17 protein-coding genes and 1 tRNA gene are annotated in these 18,699 nt (G+C 43.3%); 14 read left to right on the top strand and 4 right to left on the bottom strand.

The features are described 5' to 3' along the window. Nucleotides 1-11: 11 nt before the first annotated feature. The 5 genes from gatA (at nt 12) to MNR06_RS11590 (ending at nt 5,747) form a co-directional block, all read left to right on the top strand. On the top strand, nt 12-1,484 hold the full coding sequence (gene gatA, locus MNR06_RS11610) for an Asp-tRNA(Asn)/Glu-tRNA(Gln) amidotransferase subunit GatA (RefSeq protein ID WP_243536199.1): 1,473 nt from the start codon (nt 12-14) through the stop codon (nt 1,482-1,484). Continuing rightward, entirely contained in the window at nt 1,474-2,907 is a 1,434-nt protein-coding gene (gatB, locus tag MNR06_RS11605) for an Asp-tRNA(Asn)/Glu-tRNA(Gln) amidotransferase subunit GatB (RefSeq protein WP_243536197.1), read from the top strand. The genes gatA and gatB overlap by 11 nt, the downstream gene beginning before the upstream one ends. Beyond that, entirely contained in the window at nt 2,907-3,815 is a 909-nt protein-coding gene (locus tag MNR06_RS11600; RefSeq protein WP_243536195.1) for a Ppx/GppA phosphatase family protein, read from the top strand. Before gatB ends, MNR06_RS11600 begins: the two co-directional genes overlap by 1 nt. Continuing rightward, nucleotides 3,784-4,242: a DUF192 domain-containing protein gene (locus MNR06_RS11595; protein WP_243536193.1), complete on the top strand. Its 459-nt coding sequence runs from the start codon at nt 3,784-3,786 to the stop codon at nt 4,240-4,242. The genes MNR06_RS11600 and MNR06_RS11595 overlap by 32 nt, the downstream gene beginning before the upstream one ends. A 131-nt stretch (nt 4,243-4,373) precedes the next feature. Beyond that, complete coding sequence (locus MNR06_RS11590; RefSeq protein ID WP_243540804.1) at nt 4,374-5,747, top strand: hypothetical protein; 1,374 nt, start codon at nt 4,374-4,376, stop codon at nt 5,745-5,747. Nucleotides 5,748-5,956: 209 nt separating this feature from the next. Here the strand turns inward: MNR06_RS11590 and MNR06_RS11585 are convergent, their stop codons facing one another. Continuing rightward, nucleotides 5,957-6,325: a PilZ domain-containing protein gene (locus MNR06_RS11585; RefSeq protein ID WP_243536191.1), complete on the bottom strand. Its 369-nt coding sequence runs from the start codon at nt 6,323-6,325 to the stop codon at nt 5,957-5,959. Between the two features lie 416 nt (nt 6,326-6,741). On the opposite strand from MNR06_RS11585, the gene rho reads away from it, so the two are divergent. After that, on the top strand, nt 6,742-8,454 hold the full coding sequence (gene rho / locus MNR06_RS11580) for a transcription termination factor Rho (protein ID WP_407933180.1): 1,713 nt from the start codon (nt 6,742-6,744) through the stop codon (nt 8,452-8,454). A 51-nt stretch (nt 8,455-8,505) separates the two neighbouring features. Here the strand turns inward: rho and MNR06_RS11575 are convergent, their stop codons facing one another. After that, nucleotides 8,506-8,874, bottom strand: a complete 369-nt coding sequence (locus tag MNR06_RS11575; RefSeq protein WP_243536189.1) for a hypothetical protein — start codon at nt 8,872-8,874, stop codon at nt 8,506-8,508. Nucleotides 8,875-9,208: 334 nt separating this feature from the next. Here MNR06_RS11575 and MNR06_RS11570 point away from each other — a divergent pair, with 334 nt between their 5' ends. The 4 genes from MNR06_RS11570 (at nt 9,209) to murA (ending at nt 12,795) form a co-directional block, all read left to right on the top strand. Further along, complete coding sequence (locus tag MNR06_RS11570; RefSeq protein WP_011162689.1) at nt 9,209-9,454, top strand: type B 50S ribosomal protein L31; 246 nt, start codon at nt 9,209-9,211, stop codon at nt 9,452-9,454. Nucleotides 9,455-9,583: 129 nt separating this feature from the next. Then, nucleotides 9,584-10,660, top strand: a complete 1,077-nt coding sequence (prfA, locus tag MNR06_RS11565) for a peptide chain release factor 1 (protein ID WP_243536188.1) — start codon at nt 9,584-9,586, stop codon at nt 10,658-10,660. Then, a complete protein-coding gene (prmC, locus tag MNR06_RS11560; RefSeq protein ID WP_243536186.1) occupies nt 10,661-11,536 on the top strand; it encodes a peptide chain release factor N(5)-glutamine methyltransferase in 876 nt (291 codons plus the stop codon). Continuing rightward, complete coding sequence (gene murA / locus MNR06_RS11555; RefSeq protein ID WP_243536184.1) at nt 11,536-12,795, top strand: UDP-N-acetylglucosamine 1-carboxyvinyltransferase; 1,260 nt, start codon at nt 11,536-11,538, stop codon at nt 12,793-12,795. The genes prmC and murA overlap by 1 nt, the downstream gene beginning before the upstream one ends. A 63-nt stretch (nt 12,796-12,858) precedes the next feature. Here the strand turns inward: murA and MNR06_RS11550 are convergent, their stop codons facing one another. Continuing rightward, nucleotides 12,859-13,041, bottom strand: a complete 183-nt coding sequence (locus MNR06_RS11550; protein ID WP_243536182.1) for a GlsB/YeaQ/YmgE family stress response membrane protein — start codon at nt 13,039-13,041, stop codon at nt 12,859-12,861. A 254-nt stretch (nt 13,042-13,295) separates the two neighbouring features. Beyond that, nucleotides 13,296-13,694 carry a hypothetical protein gene (locus MNR06_RS11545; RefSeq protein WP_243536179.1) on the bottom strand — a complete coding sequence of 133 codons (399 nt, stop codon included), beginning with the start codon at nt 13,692-13,694 and terminating at the stop codon, nt 13,296-13,298. Between the two features lie 270 nt (nt 13,695-13,964). On the opposite strand from MNR06_RS11545, the gene MNR06_RS11540 reads away from it, so the two are divergent. The 4 genes from MNR06_RS11540 to MNR06_RS11525 all read left to right on the top strand — a co-directional run bounded on the left by MNR06_RS11540 (nt 13,965) and on the right by MNR06_RS11525 (nt 18,676). After that, on the top strand, nt 13,965-16,841 hold the full coding sequence (locus MNR06_RS11540; protein WP_243536177.1) for a tetratricopeptide repeat protein: 2,877 nt from the start codon (nt 13,965-13,967) through the stop codon (nt 16,839-16,841). 20 nt (nt 16,842-16,861) lie between these two features. Beyond that, nucleotides 16,862-17,170, top strand: a complete 309-nt coding sequence (locus MNR06_RS11535) for a hypothetical protein (protein WP_243536175.1) — start codon at nt 16,862-16,864, stop codon at nt 17,168-17,170. Nucleotides 17,171-17,207: 37 nt separating this feature from the next. Then, nucleotides 17,208-18,500 (top strand): serine--tRNA ligase, encoded by a 1,293-nt coding sequence (gene serS, locus MNR06_RS11530; protein WP_243536173.1) that lies wholly within the window; start codon nt 17,208-17,210, stop codon nt 18,498-18,500. 86 nt (nt 18,501-18,586) lie between these two features. Beyond that, a tRNA-Ser gene (locus MNR06_RS11525) sits at nt 18,587-18,676 on the top strand. Nucleotides 18,677-18,699: the final 23 nt, after the last annotated feature.

Below are 18,699 nucleotides of genomic sequence, written 5' to 3'. Positions count from 1 at the left end.
GGACTAAAAAAATGGATTTAACATTTGCCTCGATCAGTGAAATTGCTGATGCCGTAAAAAATAAATCAGTAAGTGCAAAGGAAGTGGCGCAACACTTTCAGACACGTATTGAAACTTTGGATAGAAAATTAAATTCTTTTACTTCCATCAATCCTAACTCTTTAAGCGATGCCGCGGAAATTGATGCGCGCATTGCTAAAGGTGAAGACGTGGGTCCGATGGCTGGTGTGCCCTTTGGAATTAAAGAAATGCTTTGTACTAAAGGCATTAGAACCACAGCGGGTTCTAAGATTTTAGAAAACTTTATTCCGCCCTATGATGCAACGGTGGTTGCGCGCTTAAAAAAGGCGGGTGTGGTTGTATTAGGAAAATTGAATCAAGATGAATTCGCTATGGGTTCATCAAATGAAACTTCATTTCATGGATCAGTGAAAAATCCATGGAACTTAGAATGTGTTCCTGGTGGATCATCTGGTGGATCAGCAGCGGCACAAGCAGCACGCTTAGTCGCTGGAACAATCGGTACTGATACCGGTGGATCTATTCGTCAGCCAGCAAGCTTCTGTGGGATTGTCGGTGTTAAACCAACCTATGGCCGTGTAAGTCGTTACGGTATCATTGCCTATGCGTCTTCGTTAGATCAAGCGGGGCCCATGGTATCAAGTGTGAAAGATGCAGCCCTTACCCTAGAAGTTATTTCTGGTTTTGACGAAAACGATTCGACAACCACGCAAAAACAAGTGCCGGCGTGGAGCAAAAGTCTGAAGTCTGATATCAAAGGCCTTAAGATCGGTATAAAAAAAGAAAACATGGCAGGAAGCCTTCATCCAGATGTGCAAAAGACTGTGGAAAAATCCATAGAGACTTTAAAACAAATGGGGGCAGAGATTGTTGAAGTTTCTGTTCCACTTACCGAGATGGCGGTTCCGGTTTATTACCTAGTTGCCGCTAGTGAAGCCTCATCAAACTTAGCTCGCTATGATGGTGTGAAGTACGGCTACCGAGCAGACTTTAAAAATCTTTCAGCCATCGAGCTTGATGAGTTTTACGGAAAAACTCGCGGCGAAGGATTTGGTGCAGAAGTAAAGCGTCGTATTATGCTTGGCACTTACTGCTTATCAAGTGGCTACTATGATGCTTACTACAACAAAGCTGGCCAAGTGCGCCGCCTGATCACCAATCAGTATTTAGAGGCGTTCAAAAAATGCGACGTGATTTTAAGCCCGGTTACAACAGCACCGGCATTTAAACTCGGTGAACGCATTGATGATCCTTTAGAAATGTATTTAAACGATATCTTTACGACCTCTACAAATCTCGCGGGTTTACCGGGAATGAGCGTGCCATTTGGATTATCCCAAGACGGCCTGCCAATCGGTATTCAATTAACCGCATGTCACTTTGAAGAACAAAAAATGTTGGACGTGGCTTTTGCCTTAGAATCCGCTTCATCGGTGAAAGGAAAACATCCCCATGTCGTATAGAGGATATGAAGCCGTCATTGGTATTGAAATTCACGTACAACTAAGCACAGCTTCAAAAATGTTTTGTCCTGCACAAACAACCTTCAATGCTGGCGATAACGAAAACACAACACCTGTCAGCGTGGGAATGCCCGGTACTTTGCCAGTGGTAAATAAAAAAGCCATCGAATACTCGATTAAAACCGGGCTTGCTTTAGGTTGTGATATTCGCAGGAAATCGGTTTTTGCGCGTAAAAACTATTTCTATCCAGATTTGCCTAAGGGCTATCAAATTTCTCAGTACGACCAACCTATCTGCGAGAATGGCTCAGTGACATTCAAGTTAGACGGTGAGGAAAAAACTATTTCCATCGCTCGCGCTCATATGGAAGAAGACGCGGGTAAATCAAATCACCACGGCGATTATACCTTGATTAATTATAATCGTGCGGGGATTCCTTTACTAGAAATCGTCACCGGCCCGGATTTAAGATCTCCGGCTGAAGCTGCGGAATACGGCCGAACTATCCATCAAATCGTTCGCTATCTTGATGTTTGCGATGGCAATCTTGAAGAAGGCTCCATGCGCTGTGATTGCAACGTCTCCGTTCGTAAAGTTGGGGCTCCGCAATTTGGAACGAAAGTTGAAATTAAAAACGTCAACTCTTTCCGTTTCGTCGAAAAAGCAATTGAATATGAAATCGAAAGACAGATCGACGTTGTAGAGCGCGGTGATAAGATCATCCAAGAAACAAGACTATGGGATCCGGATAAAAATCGCACATTCTCTATGCGCACGAAAGAAGACGCGCAAGACTATCGCTACTTTGCAGACCCTGATTTGCTTCCGGTGATCGTGACGGATGCGATGATCGCAAAATTTAAAAGCGAATTGCCAGAATTGCCAATTGCTCGCGCGAACAGATTCCAAGCCGAACACTCGCTGCCAGAGCACGATGCGAAAGTTTTAACTTCAGAAAAGCAACTTGCTGATTATTACGAAGAAACTGCGAAGGTTTCGAAAAACTATAAGTCTTCTGCAAACTGGATTATGACAGAGCTTTTGCGCGAATTAAATTCAGCAAATAAGCCCATCACTGAATCCCCGATTAAGCCTGAACAATTGGGGCGCATGATCGCTCTTATCGATAACGGCACTATTTCTGGAAAAATCGCTAAAACAGTTTTTCAAGAAATGTGGGAATCAGGAAAAGATCCTGAGGTCGTGGTGAAAGAAAAGGGACTTGTGCAAATTTCTGATCCTGCGGCGATTGAAAAAATTGTGGAAGAAGTTTTAGCAGCTAACGCTCAAACCGTTGAAGATCATAAGTCCGGAAAGAAAAAGAATTTGTTTGGTTTCTTTGTCGGTGCCGTGATGAAATCTTCTAAAGGTCAGGCGAATCCTGAACTCGTGAATAAAATTCTTCAGGAGAAGTTGAAATAATGAAGGTTGCAGCTCTTGATCTTGGTACGAACACTTTCTTGTGTCTGATTGCTGAAGGTGGCGAAAAGGGAATTACACAAGTCCATGCCGACTTAGTAAAAGTCGTTCGCCTGGGTCAAGGGGTTGATAAAACCGGAGCGTTTCATCCTGATGCACTAGTTCGCGCGCGCGAGTGCTTAAGCGAATTTAAACAAGAAATCGATAAACACAACGTAGACGTCATCTTGGCGATGGCAACCTCAGCGGCCCGTGATGCAAAAAACGGTGGCGAATTATTCAAAATCGGCGCTGACCTTGGAATTCCTATTGAAATTATTCCTGGGGAGGATGAAGCCCGCATCACCTATCAAGGTGCTACAGCCGGACTTAATCACCAGAATCGTACTTCACTCGTTATCGATGTTGGCGGTGGTTCTACCGAGCTTATTTCCGGTCGCGGAGATCAAATCCTTTTTGGGGAAAGTTTGAATATCGGCGCAGTACGATTAACTGAAAAGTTTATTTCAACGCAGCCGGTTCTTGCTTCAGAAAAAGCTGCCCTGCAGGAACACATCGAAAAAGAAATTAAATCGGTTATCGCAGAAATTAAAAAAGAAAAGATCGATCAAATTATAGCTGTTGCCGGAACACCCACTTCCTTAGTTGCTATTGAAATCGGCGGCTTTGATGAAAAGAAGGTGGATGGCTATTTCTTGCCAAAAGAACGCCTTGATTACTGGGTGAATGAATTTGCCAATACCACAGTAGAGGAAAAAAAATCTAAGTATCAACTCGGGGGCCGAGCAGATATCATTTTTGCAGGGACATCTATTTTGCTAGCAGTGATTAATTCATTAAATCTGCCCGGCATGGTTGTTTCTACTAAAGGGGTTCGCTATGGCGTTGCTTTGGAAATGCTTCGTAAATAAATGTTCCGCACTCATTTTAGTTTTAGCTTTTTCTTTATCGAGCTTCGCGGTTGAATTTCCCAAAAAGAATATCACTCTTGGTGGCAAGACCTTGGTTGTGGAAGTTGCTGAAACTCCCGCTCAGCATGAGCGTGGACTTATGTATAGAGACACACTTGCCGAAAACGACGGCATGTTATTTATCTTTAAAAATGAAGAGACAAGATTCTTTTGGATGAAGAATACTTTGATTGATTTAGCTATTGCCTACTTTAATAAGGACGGAGAGCTGATCGATATTCAGGAAATGAAGTCTGGAAAAGGAGTTACCGACACAATGTTGCCCTCCTACCCAAGTTCATTACCAGCAAAATACGCTCTTGAAATGAATAAGGGTTGGTTTGCAAAAAATAAGATAAGAGTTGGTAGTAAGTTAAAAATCAAATAGCGAAACAGTCTGGTTTCCATCCAAAGTCCAGTGACTTCTTTAGTGTTTGCCTGACCTTTATCTTCTGTTTAAATTGTTAGTAAGGCTTAAGTGAAACAGTATGTTTCATAGCATCACTCAAGGATGAACAAATGATGAAAAAACTTCTGATCTTATTAGCGTGTTCAGCTCTGGCTTTCCAGACTACAAGCTGTACGTCCAAAGACAGCGCAGCCGATACTGAGGTTGCAGCCGATGTAGATTCTGCTGACTTAGAAAAATTGGAAGGTGATGAAGCTCTTGATGTCGCTGATGATTCTTTAGCTAGCGATCAACTTCCAGAAGAAGCTTTAGGTGAAACAACTCCAGCTCCTGAATCCATCGCCGCAGCTCCTGCTGAAACAACGACAACTACTGAAACTGCGACTACTACTAAAGAAGAAACTTTAGGTGACGACTTAGCGACGACTGAAAAAACAGATGTTGCTACGACAACAGAGACTTTGCCAGCTGATCCATTCGCAGAAGCTCCTCCTGCGACTGAACCTGCCCCTGCGACCGTTGCTGATTCTTCAACAACTGTAGTTGATGAAACTCCTTCTGCTCCAGCAGCTGAACCCGAATCAAGAACTGAAACAGCGGCCTCAGAAGAACCAGCTCCTAAAAAAGCTTCATCTCCTTTGCAAAAAGTGGCAACAGCTCCTTGGAAAGTTGGAAACACTTTATATAATACGATCTACTTCGCGCGCCCAGGTGACACTTTAAAAGGTATCAGCCAAATGATTTATGGCGCTGACAAAACTAAAGAGATCAAAAAAGGAAATCCACTTTTACAATCTCGCGCGGTAAAACCTGGTGACAAAGTTTATTACAACTCGCCAAACCGTCCTGATGATGCTTCAAAAGTAATTACTTTCTACGAAGATAACGGAATGGCCCCTGAGGTTTATGTTGCTAAGCCGGGCGATGACATTAAAAAAGTTTCTAAAGAAATTCTTGGTTACGACAATGCTTGGAAAGAAGTTTGGGCAAGTAACTCTGTAGAATCTAAAGGTTCAATTTCTGAAGGCACTGAGCTTCGTTACTGGAGAGGCGGCCAAATGGCTCAAGCTCCGGCACAACCGCAAGCTCCTTCTCAAGAAATCGCAGCTTCCGAGCCGCAAGCTCCGGCTGTACCAGCTCCTCCCCAAGAAGCAATGCCTCAACAAGCACAACAGGAAATTCCTCCTCCACCAATGCCACAAGAGCAAGCTGGAATGGACATGCCTCCGCCTCCACCACCAGACGTAGCGCAAGAGATGGCTCCGCCACCACCACCTCCACCAGAGGCAGTGAATCCTCCAGCACCTGCACCTCAATTTGCTGAAGAAGAAGCTCCGCAAGGAATGGATCAAGACACAACGATGGCTTTGGGTGTAGTTGGTTTAGCAGCAGCCGGTCTTGCGATTCTGATTGTAATGAGAAAGAAAAGAAAACAAAGAGAGCTTGAACAGCAGGGACTAGACAACACCCACGTTGGTACTTAGGCGGTCGCCGATAAGGGCCCAATCGACTGCGTTGGAAACCTCTTGTCCTCGCTCCGATGTGGCGCTGCCACACCTGCGCTGCGGGAAGAGGCTTCCGCCTTGCGCTTGGACCCTTCTCGCCAACCTTGGCTCGTGGATATGCTGAAAAAATAAAAAGAGCGAGTTATCCACTCGCTCTTTTGTTTTTTAGAAACTTTGTTCAGTGTTAATTAAGATACTTTTTTAAGGATTGTATCAAATACTGAACGGCGTTCGTCGCGATTGTTTTCGATGAAATAAATTAAATCATCAACGATTTGCACATCGCGATTATTCACAGGTTTGAATCGAACTCCGCAACCTTGTGAATTGGTCCAGATAACGTGAGCGGCAACTTTGCGCTCGCGTCCTGCGACAACAAAAATCAGGTTTAGCTTTTCATTTGGGCGAACCTCGCCACCAGTAAACTCCAAAAAGGCGCCAGTGATGCTAATATTTTTAAGCGTGCCTTTAGCTTCATCGCGCGCGTAATTGCGCTTAAATGAAACTTCGAGGTTTAGAGGGGTTCTTGGTGCCGGAACTTGTAAAGTATCCTCCACGATAGACTCCTTATGCTTATTGGATATTAACTTTTCGGATTTCTTTACGAAAAATTAATAGCAAGTCTGGGTCATTTTCATTAAATCAGCGCAAAAATTTTGAAAACCAGACTTGGCTCGACTCATATTTAAACACCTGAAAATCGGTCACTTTTAATAAACTTGACCATAAAGGCTTCCTCGGGCCTGCTAAGAATTTAATCAACTAGACGATTCATATGTTCTAAAGCGAAGGTGCAGGCCAAAATGTCTCAAGTTGAGATACTGAAAGAAATTCGGCCTAAACCCCAAAAAAGATTTTCGGTTGACAAAAGTAGGGCCCTTTAGGACAGTGGGACCAGAACTTAGTCATCCAATCGGATCATTCTTTTTTTCGTTCTTTATTTTCTTTATTAAATCCTACAAGGAGAATCTGTTTGTCTGAACCAAAAGATCAACAAGGCGTTGAGGTGGTAAAAAAACGTACCCGTACGAAAGCTACCACAGAAGAAACTGCTGCTGCAGCTCCTGCAGAAGCTCCTCAAGCCGCAACTCCAGCTCCTGAAGCTGCCCCTGCCCCTGCCGCTAGCGCGCCAAGCGAATCAACTCCCTCCACTTCAGAAACACCGGCGCAGGCACCAAGACAAGATCGCCCACAACAACATCAACGTAGAGAATTCCGCCCGCACAATCGAGACAATCGTGACCGTGGGGACAGAGACAGAGGCGACAGAGGCGGACACCGCCATGACAGACAAAACAATCAACGCCGTGACTTCAGACATGACCGCAGAGACGAAGGTCAACCAACTGGTGACGATCATTCAAATGCTCCAGCACAAACTGAAAATATCGATTTAGCGGATATCCAGTTAACGGATGAAGAAAAAACGTGGTTATCTTCTAAGGACTTAAAGTCTAAAAACATCACGCAGCTGACAGAGCTTGCGACAAAACTTAAAATCGAAAACGCTGCCGGTCTTCGTCGTCAGGACATGATCTTTGAAATTCTTAAGCGTGCAGCAAAATTGGGTCAGGACATTTATGGTTCTGGTGTTCTAGAAATCCTGCCAGACGGTTATGGTTTCTTGCGTTCTCCAGATTATAACTATCTTCCAGGTCCGGATGATATTTACGTAAGCCCGTCACAAATCCGCCGCTTCGGCTTAAGAACGGGTGATACTGTTACAGGTACAGTTCGTCCGCCAAAAGAAGGCGAACGTTACTTCGCTCTTCTAAAAGTTGATTCATTGAACTTTGAAACAACTGAAAACGGAAAAGATAAAATTCTTTTCGACAACTTAACGCCGCTTTATCCAAATGAAAGACTTAAACTAGAACACAGCCCTGGTGAATACACGACTCGCGTTGTGGATTTGATGGCTCCTTTAGGAAAAGGTCAGCGTGCGCTTATCGTTGCTCCGCCAAGAACAGGTAAAACCGTTCTTATGCAACAAATCGCTAATGCGATCACAAACAATCATCCTGAAGTAAAATTGATCGTTCTTCTAATCGATGAACGCCCAGAGGAAGTAACTGACATGCAAAGAACCGTAAAAGGTGAAGTTGTATCGTCAACTTTCGATGAGCCACCAACTCGCCACGTTCAAGTTGCAGAGATGGTTATCGAAAAAGCGAAACGTTTGGTTGAGCACAAACATGACGTGGTGATCTTGCTAGATTCCATCACTCGTTTGGCTCGTGCCTACAACACAGTTGTTCCTCCATCTGGTAAGATTTTATCGGGCGGTGTGGATTCAAATGCTCTTCACAAACCAAAACGTTTCTTCGGTGCTGCCCGCAATATCGAAGAGGGTGGTTCTTTAACCATCATCGCAACTGCACTTATCGATACTGGTTCGCGCATGGATGAGGTTATCTTCGAAGAATTTAAAGGTACTGGTAACGCTGAGATTCACTTAGATCGTAAGCTTATGGAAAAACGTATCTTCCCATGCATGGACATCAACAAATCTGGAACTCGTAAAGAGGACTTGTTAGTTGAAAAAGCAGATCTAAACCGTCTGTGGATCCTAAGAAAAGTTCTTGCTCCGATGAATCCAATCGATGCGATGGAATTCTTGTTGGATAAAGTGGAAAACACGAAAACCAACACGGACTTCCTAAAAGCAATGTCAGGTCCGTCGTAGTTTTTTTGATAAATTAAAAACTAAAAAGGGAGTCTTCATGACTCCCTTTTTTTATGGAATTCTTTGAGCCCTTTTTAGTTCGTCCGTTTCACATCCCCCAGTAAGGGAAGTGCTAGCGGCAACCGCCGTGACCTTGAATGGATAAATGGAGTCTGTGACTTTATCGTGGAATGTGGAAGTCGTATCCACTAACAAGTGTTCAGTGATTCCTTCAGCCGTAATTTTTAAAATTCCATTTTTCTGAAAATATAGTGTGCCCTTTAGCTCATGGGTTTCACCAGACGGAGCCACGATCGTGACCTTGTTTGTTTCAGAGCTGTAAGTCGCTTTTAAATTAACGTCATTAAAAGCACAGTAAATGCTTTCCGCATGGGCCGAAGAAAATCCGAAAAGTGTGGCGGCCATAAATAAGTACTTCATAAAAAGTCCTCCTGTTAATGGCCCCAGCATGGAGTTTTGGGTTTTCAGCTGCAACTTTCCCGAGGGCCGGAGGCTAAAAAGCAAATCCTCCCCAGAGGGCAAAGGGTCTGGATCTCTTGCTAAGAACTGCACCGCAAATACTGCTACAGCAACACCCACCAGCTAAAGCTAAATATATGATATTACGACGATAAGCCTGAACTTAAAGATTGCCTGAAAGCCCGCCCCGCTGCCAAAAAAAGCAGCGATTAGTTCTCGACAGGGGGGACCCGCTGTGTTAAACCGTTACATCTTAACAGACCCATAGGTTAAATTTTTTAGAAGGAATCAGGTCATGAAACAAAACCTACATCCAAAAGTAAATACAGTAGTATTTAAAGACATCTCTTGCGACTTCTCGTTCTTGGGAACTTCAACTCTTCACTCTAGCGAAACAGTTAAATGGGAAGACGGCAAAGAATATCCATTGATCAAAGTTGAGATCTCTTCTGCATCTCACCCTTTCTTCACTGGTAAACAACGTGTGATGGATACTGAAGGTCGTATCGATCGTTTCAAAAAACGTTACGGCAAGAAATAAATTTCGGGCCTCCGTTCGGAGGATCTTCGTGTATGAAATGCGGTTCATCATTCGAACCGCATTTTCATTTCCAGTGTTGGCAAATTAGAAAATCATCTTGAAATACCAATAGATCTAGAGGCGGTTCGCATGTTCTCAAAATTGAATGAGGTGGAATCTCGTTATGAAGAAGTCAATCTGGCTCTTCAAAGACCCGATATTGCTTCAAATCAAACTCAGTACCGCGCTTTGATGAAAGAATTGGGAAATCTAGAAAAGATTGTCATCCCTTATCGCGATTTTAAAAAGAAAACCGAAAATTTAAAAGCCAGCAAAGAACTTCTGACTGCGGAACAAGATCCAGAAATGCGTGAAATGATCCGTGAAGAGGTTAAAGAGCTGGAAGCTGCTTTACCAGAACTAGAACAGCAATTAAAAATCGCTCTGATACCGAAAGACCCTAACGACGAAAAGAATATTATCTTAGAAATTCGTGCGGGTGCCGGCGGTGACGAAGCGGCATTATTTGCTGACGAGATGTTCCGTGGCTATGGTCACTATGCATCTTCTCAAGGTTGGAAAGTAGAAATGATTTCTTATTCTGAAGGCAATGCCGGCGGAGCTAAAGAGATCATCGCCAGCGTTACTGGTGATTCTGTATTCAGTAAATTGAAATACGAATCAGGCGTTCACCGCGTGCAACGAGTTCCTAAGACCGAAGCAGCGGGACGTATCCATACTTCCACCGTAACAGTGGCTGTCATCCCAGAAGTTGAAGTGAACGAAATCAAGATTCCAATGTCTGATGTTCGTATTGAAACTATGCGCTCCCAAGGTGCTGGTGGTCAGTCGGTGAACAGAACTGAATCTGCGGTTCGTGTCGTGCATCTTCCTACGGGCCTTGAAGTAAAGTGTCAGGAAGGTAAATCGCAATCTTCAAATAGAGAGCGCGCTTTCCAAATCCTTTACGCTAAATTGCAACAAATCGAAGACGAAAAAGTTCGTAAAGAAGCTTCGGATGCCCGTTTAGAGCAAATCGGAACTGGTGATCGTTCTGAACGTATTCGTACTTACAACTTCCCGCAAACGCGTATCACCGATCACCGTATCGGCTTGACGATCCATCAGCTAGACCAAGTCATGAATGGTTCATTTGAGTTGCTGATTGATCCACTCGTTGCTAACTTTCAAGCAGAGGCTTTAAAAAAGCAAACCTCTGCACAATAGATGAAACTAAAAGAGATCTTAGATAAAACAACAGCGTTCTTTAAAGAGAAAAAATTCGAGACGCCCCGTCTTGATGCTGAGCTGTTGTTAGCCCATGGTTTAAAGCTAGAGCGTATCCAGCTATATTTGCGTTTTGATCAGCCCATGAAAGAAGATGAACTGGCAGTTTTAAGAGAACTTGTTCGTCGTCGCGCCCAAGGGGAGCCTGTCGCTTACATTCTAGGCTATCGCGACTTTTATAAAAGCCGCTTTGAAGTGAATTCTTCAACTTTAATTCCCCGCCCTGAAACAGAACATATAGTTGAAGAAGTAGTTGAATGGGGCAAATCAAAAAAAACCGACTTAGGCATTATTGATTTAGGCTGTGGTTCTGGCTGTATTGGTTTAAGTCTATTAAAAGAATTCCCTGAAGCAAAATTGATCGCAGTAGATCTTTCCGAAAAAGCCCTGGAAGTCGCGCAAAGAAATGCGCAAAGTTTAGAAGTTTCTGATCGCGTTCGTTTCATTCACACCGATGCAGCAAATGCTGATGTCGTTCTGTCAGCTTACAAAGACTTTGTGGGCAGTAATAAGGTGGACGTTTTAGTTTCAAATCCGCCCTACATTGCCCATGATGATTCACAAGTTGAAGCCAATGTTAAAAAATTTGAACCGGCTTCAGCGCTGTATGCTGATGATAATGGATTGGCGCTTATAAAAAATTGGTCAAAACAATATGCTTCAAGTCTAAATCATCCCGGCATCATGCTTATGGAAATGGGAATGACCCAAGGCCATGCATCGAAAGAGCACTTTGAAAGCTTAAGAACATTTAACGAAATCAGTGTAACCAAAGACCTTTCAGGTCATGATAGAGTCATTCGTGGAGAAACCTAATGGATAAAATGGTAGTCATGGGCAATGGCCCACTTCAAGGTACGGTCGCTACGAGTGGCGCAAAAAATGCTGCTCTTCCTTTATTGTTCTCAACTTTGCTTGCAGAGGGTGAGCACGTATTTACAAACGTTCCAAAATTAAAAGACATCGAGTCAACAGCCGCACTTCTTGAAAGCCTAGGCTGCACAACTCGCTGGGACGGCGATAAGTTTCGTGTGAACGTGACTCGCTTACAAAGCTATGAAGCAAGCTACGACTTAGTTCGTAAAATGCGCGCAAGCTTCTTGTGCATGGGTCCTCTTTTAGCTAAATACGGCGAAGCTGTGGTTTCTCAACCTGGTGGTTGTGCGATCGGGAGCCGTCCGATTGATTTGCATCTTGAAGGCTTTAAGGCTTTAGGCGCAGAGATCTCGCAAAAAGAAGGTTACGTTCAAGCGAATGCTAAAAAATTAAAAGGCTCTACATTCCTGTTTGAAACAGTAACTGTTGGCGGAACTGAAAACATCATGATGGCAGCAACACTTGCTGAAGGTCGCACGATTTTAGAAAATGCGGCAAAAGAACCAGAGATCGTAGATCTAGCTGAATACCTAATCAAAATGGGTGCGAAGATTTCTGGTCACGGTACAAGTGTTATCACTATTGATGGCGTTGAAAAATTAAAACCAGCCGAACATTCAATCATGCCTGACCGTATTGAGGCAGGAACACTTTTGATCGCGGGTGCAATCACTCACGGTCAAGTGACTGTTGAAAAGTGCGTTCCAGCGCACTTAGAAGCTCTGATCTCTAAAATGCGTGAAGCTGGATTTAAAATTGATACGACTAAAGACACTATGACAGTTTATAAAACTGACGCGTGGGATGCTGTAGACATCACAACAGCTCCGCATCCAATGTTCCCAACAGATCTTCAAGCTCAGTTTATGGCTTTGATGACTGTAGCAAGAGGAACAAGTGTGATCTCTGAAACAGTTTTTGAAAATCGCTTCATGCACGTTCAAGAATTGATTCGTTTAGGTGCTGACATCGTTCCTAAAACTAGAGTGGCCGTTGTTCACGGTCGCCCAGGTCAATTAACCGGTGCTCCAGTGATGGCAACAGACTTACGCGCAAGTGCTTCACTTGTGTTAGCAGGTTTGGTTGCCGGTGGTGAAACAGTTGTAAACCGTATCTATCACTTGGATCGCGGTTACGAAAAACTTGAAGATAAGTTATCAGCACTAGGCGCTAAAATCCGCCGCGTCACTGAAGAATAAATCATTTTGAAAATTCGAATGAAAAGGGAGTTCCGAATGAACTCCCTTTTTTATTTGTCCTACTTATTTGCGAAATTTGCCGACGATGAAAAGCAAGATGAGCGCACCTAGCACCGACATTATAAATCCCGCAGGCTCCCCGACAGTATAGAAACCCAAAGCTTGTCCAATGTAACCACCTATAACAGCACCTAAAATACCCAAAATCGTAGTAAGAATAAAACCAGCCTTGTCTTTTCCTGGCATGATGAAACGAGCAACAAGGGCCCACTAAGAATCCAATGATGATTGTCCAAATAATGCCCATACGAACCTCCATCAACATAGTTTAATGTAAGGATCTGCAGACCAACTTGTTGCTGGGTAATTTGTGGCAAAACATTGCTTTAGAGAAAAAGAAAAAGGCCTAACAGGAGGGGGTCCGTAGGCCTTTATAGGAAAAAAAAGAAAAGTCTCAGCCCGCGGAGGGGATGGGGCTGAGACTTAATGATCACAGGTTATTATCTAACCTCGCTGATACCGAACACAAAGAAGACGACTGCTTTGTTCCCAGAGTTGATATTAGGGAGGGGGTCCACAATATCTAGCTCGTAGTTGGGAGCAAGTTGATGTTCAAGTTCAATACCGCTAATCATAACTTTATAACCAATATAAGGAGTCAGATCGAATTGTGCCTTTACGTAGAAGAATGTTTGCTGATCTTCCAATGCTAAAACAAGGGAGCCATCAGCTAAGGCAACGATCTCACCAACGTGAGTTTTGAAGTTGTAGTTTTGCAATTCACCAGAAGAAACTAAGTCTTCACCTTGTGCATTGTTCGGAAGAACACCCGCACGCGCAACTGCAGAGATGGTCAAAACTATGATGATGTATACTGCGATTAATGCGTTTCTTACCACTTACGTACTCCAGGAAATTCGTCTAACGCTATTCCTTAAAGCAATCGCTGTGCCAACTTGAGACAGTTGCGGAAGCGCATTTATTTTGAGATGAGCTGCGCCCACTTCCTTGGCCACACTCAAATCGGAACTAGGGGTAATTCCAGAATGGGTCTAGGTTCTAGTTTGGAACCACTTTTTCGGGTGTTTCCTTGACGAAAGCACAGGACTTTCAAGACCCCGTTCAGGTTCATAGTCCTTTGTTAAAATCCTCAGTAGAATCAAGTGTCTATGTCGCGCATACAGGTTACTTGGGTTGTTAAAACACGAACGGGTCAGGTTAAGGGCCCTTATTCTACTGAAGCCATTCTTCGCATGATTGGTGAGGGTGTTTTTTCGGGTCAAGAGATGATCTCAAAACTTCCCGACGGTCAGTGGACTTTGATTTCTAAAGAAGCCGCTTTTTATGACAAGTTACTTGAAGCTCTTGAAGGTATCGTTGAAGTTGATCCAAAAAAAGCGCAAAAGATGGAAGCTGAAACGGTTATCGTGCATCCACCTCCGCAGCAAAAGCCTAAAGATTCTCTGCCGTCTTTAGAAAGCTTTGCGAATATCAAAATTGAAAAATCCAAACAAAAAGTGGATGTGTATGACGTTCCTCAGAACGTGCAACCGGCATCTATCCCCATTGCGAACGTAAAGTCAGAATCGGTCATCGATTTATCAAACATCAAGAATATGGAAAAAGGGGAACTTTTTAAAAATCTCCGTTTGCCAGCATTCGTTCTTGTGATTGTCATTTTAGCGGCGGTGTTTTTATTGTGGGAACAAGGTCCTTCTGATGGCACAAAAATTCACTTACTTGCGCCAAAAAAATCTACCAGTACCATGTCTGAAGAACAGGTTAAGGTTAAATTAAACGAAGCCATTTTTTCTATTGAACAAGACACCTTTGAATCCTACCTAGAGGCGCAGAATAAACTTGTTACGATCATTGAAGGTTCTGGCATGAATTTAGAGGTGCGCGGTCTTCTTTGTGTCGTTTATAAAGAGCTTTGGCCCTTTGCCGTTCAAGATGCGCAGGATATTAAAACCATTGTTACGATGACCCAATCAACAAGAGCCTTAAACGTTATCAGTCCCTTTGGACAAGTGTGCGAAACGGTAAAGCTCATGACTTCAGGTCGCTTTAAAGAAGCAAAAGGTGTGATTGAAGCAACACTTGAAAGCAACGAACCGTTTTCGTTACTGCCAGTTCTTTACGATTTTAAGGCAGAGCTTCTGCGCGGGGAGCATGATTATACGAATGCTATCCCATATTATGAAAAGGCATCACAGCTGTGGGATAAATGGCTAAACCCCTTAGTATCATTAGCCGCTGTTTCCTATGAAACAGGTGATTTTAATACGGCATCAAGCATTTTAAAAAATGTTTTAGCTAAAAACCCAAGGCATCGTGAAGCAAAAATCCTTGCTGGGATTATCGATTATCGTGGCTTTAAAAAATCAGACACAGCCTATAGCTATCTATCAACAGCGTTAGAAGCAAAAGGCAGAGTCGCAGCCCTAACTTTAGCAGACGGATATTCTTGTTTAGCCGAGATTTATCTTTTGCGTGGTGAAAAAGGAAAAGCTCTTGAAGCCGCGCAAAGTGGATTTGATTTAAATCCCAACAACAGTGAGCTTCGTCAGTTAGTGATTCGTTTGGGTGGTAACGACAAAGTTAAAGGTGAAAAAGGAAAAAACAATGAACTGCTTTACCTAGGTGACCAGTACATTCGCCAAGGGGATTATCTAGCAGCGCAAGCAGAGTTTAAGGCGGCCTTTGAAGTTGATCCTAAAAATGGCACGGCAGCGATGAAAGCAGCAAAAGCTTTATGGCAGCTTAATCAAAGTTTTGAAGCTATTGAGTGGCTTAATAAAGCAATTAAGGCAGAACCGAAATTAGTTTCTGCTTACGTTCTGCAAGCTGACTATATGTCTCAGCGTTTTGACTTTATAGGTGCATTAACAATTCTTACAAACGCAACGCGAATAGCGCCGAATAACTATGAAGTATTGCGGGGCCTTTCGATGTTAGAGTTTAGAAAAAACAATATGCCTGGAGCGATTAACTATGCTTTACGCTCAGTGAAGGCCTATGACGGTGACATCGAAGCGTTTATTTTGCTTTCAAAAGCAAATGGAATTTTAGCCCGTTCGATTATGCCGATTAATAAAAAAGAAATTGAAAGAAAAGAAAACGCAGCTAAAGACGCCATTCGCTATGCAACCAAGGCTGTTGAAATCGATGCTACAAATCCAGAAGCGCAAATCACCTATGCAAAAATGTTAGCGCAAACCAATGGTGTGGATTCAGGTATCAATTACCTCAACGAGTTGATCAAACGCTTTTCCTATACCTTGGATTACCGCATTGCCTTAGCTGAGATTTATAAATCTGAAGATCGTTTCACCCAATCTAAAGAAATTTATGAAAAGGTTGTTGAATCAGATCCGAAAAACAAAAAGGCGTGGCTTGGTTTAGGTGAAAGTGAAAAAGCATTAGGTTTAAATGACAAGGCTTTAAAGGCTTTTTTAAACGCAGCAATTTTAGATCCGACAGATGGGGAAGCTCTTTTCCAAGCCGGAAAACTGTATTTAGAAACAAGCCGGTTTGATGAAGCTATTCAACAGTTTAAAAGGGTCCAGCGTTTGAATCCGAAATATCCGCGAACTCATTATTATATTGGTAAAGCGGCCTTTTCTTCCGGGGATTTTACAACCGCGCTAGAAGCATCGAAAATGGAAAAGAAATTAAATCCGAATGTTGCTGATTCCTACATTTTAGCTGCGGAAGTTTATACGGCAAGAAAGCAGTATGCTGAATGTGCGGCTGAATACTCTCAAGCCATGAAGCTGCGTCCTCAAGGCGCAGAAATCTATGTGAAGTCGGCGACTTGTTACAGACAATCCGGCTCAATGGATGTAGCTGAAGATATGTTGGCATTGGCATCTGCGCGGGAAAGTGGTTATGCCGAGATTTATCGCGAGCAAGGGGCCATTTATGAATTGCGCGGGGATAATCGCTCTGCGGCGACAGCTTATAATAAATATTTAGGACTCTCGCCAAATGCGTTGGATCGTGCTGAAATAGAGATGAAAATTTTAAGACTTGGTGGCAACTAGGACGTTCAAAAGGAGAAGCCATGGGAATCGGCGACAGAATGCGTGGTATCGCAAGCAGCGCTCAAGACGGAGTTAAAACCACGACAGTTTCACTTCTTCACTTTTCTTTAAGATTTATCACGGGTCTTCTTTTGGGTCTCGTCATCGGACTTATCGGCCAAGAACTTGTCGGTTATGGCACTTTCGCTTTATTGTTTGTAATGGTTGTGGTTCTTTCTGTGTGCATTAAAATGCTAGGCAGTTTAAGTATTCCCCAAATTTTGATTTTTGATCTTATCTGCGTCCTTGTCGCCATGCTTTTGAGAATGTATATACTAGTGGCGCCTTAGGCATATCTGATACAGCTAGTTCGTTAAAGGAAAACACATGATCGATATTAAGCTTCTTGAGAAAAAAGCAGAAACAGGCACGTCTTACTATGACGATTATAAGCAAGGTCTTATCAATCGTGGTGCTTCAACTGAAGTTCTTGAAAAGATCATGGTGCTTTCCAAAAAGCGTAAAGAAATGATCGCTACAGCTGAAGCAGCCAAAGCCAATCAAAATAAATTAAGCGGCGAGATCGGCAAACTTAAGCGCGAAGGTAAAGATGCGTCTGCGATCTTATCTGAAGTTGAAACATTAAAATCTGAAGTAAAAGAACTTGAAGCGAAAGCCGCTGAAGCAGATCAAGAGGTTACTGATTTGCTTTTAACTGTTCCAAATAAACCGCACTCTTCAGTTCCAGTGGGTTCTTCTGCTGATCAGAATAAGGAAACAAAATCTTTCGGTACTCCGACTAAGTTTTCTTTTAAAGCAAAGGAACACTGGGAATTGGGTGAAGCCCTAAACATCATTGATTTTGAAAGAGCTGGTAAAACCACAGGCACCCGCTTTGCTTTCCTTAAAGGCGCAGCAGCACAAATGGAAAGAGCTTTGATTCAATTCATGATGGATCTTCACTCTATGAAACACGGCTATACGGAAATGATTCCGCCATTTATCGTGAACAGCAATTCTTTATTGGGTACGGGTCAATTCCCGAAATTCAAAGAAGATGTTTTTCATCTTGAAGGCTCTGATTATTTCTTGATTCCAACCGCGGAAGTGCCAGTAACTAATTACTATAATGGCGAGATCTTGGATGAAAAAGATTTGCCACAAAGTTTCTGTGCATACTCCCCTTGTTTCCGTTCTGAAGCTGGCAGTGCGGGCCGTGATACAAAAGGTCTTATTCGCCAACATCAGTTCGATAAAGTGGAGCTAATGACTTTCTGTCATCCGGATAAATCCCACGAAGTGCATGAACAGCTGACAAGTCACGCTGAACAAGTGCTTATTGATTTAGAACTTCCATTCCGCCGCATGCTTCTATGCACAGGCGATATGGGTTTTGGGTCAGCTAAAACTTTTGATCTAGAGGTGTGGTTGCCAGGTCAGGCCGCCTTCCGCGAGATCAGCTCATGTTCAAACTTTGAAGACTTCCAAGCTCGACGTGCGAATATCCGCTTCCGTCCTCAAGGTGGAAAGCCTCAGTTCGTACATACGTTAAATGGTTCCGGCTTAGCTGTTGGCAGAACATTGATCGCGATCCTAGAAAACTATCAAAGAGAAGACGGAAGCGTCGCAATTCCAAAGGCCTTGCAAAACTATATGGGCGGAAGAACCGAAATCCGCTAAAGGTGCCTGCTTCTTTTTGGTATTGCATGGCGTCAAGGGCCAAACACTGCTTGAACACTCACCCCAAAACCCATAAAACGGTCGACGGAGAGTTGGTAGAGTGGTTGAATACACCAGTCTTGAAAACTGGCAGCCCTTCGCGGGGCTCGAGGGTTCGAATCCCTCACTCTCCGCCATTTAGATTTTAATAAAAAGCCGC

The organism is Bdellovibrio reynosensis (genome assembly GCF_022814725.1).
GTDB classification, from domain to species: Bacteria; Bdellovibrionota; Bdellovibrionia; order Bdellovibrionales; family Bdellovibrionaceae; genus Bdellovibrio; species Bdellovibrio reynosensis.
This window is presented reverse-complemented; position numbering and strand designations above follow the sequence as displayed.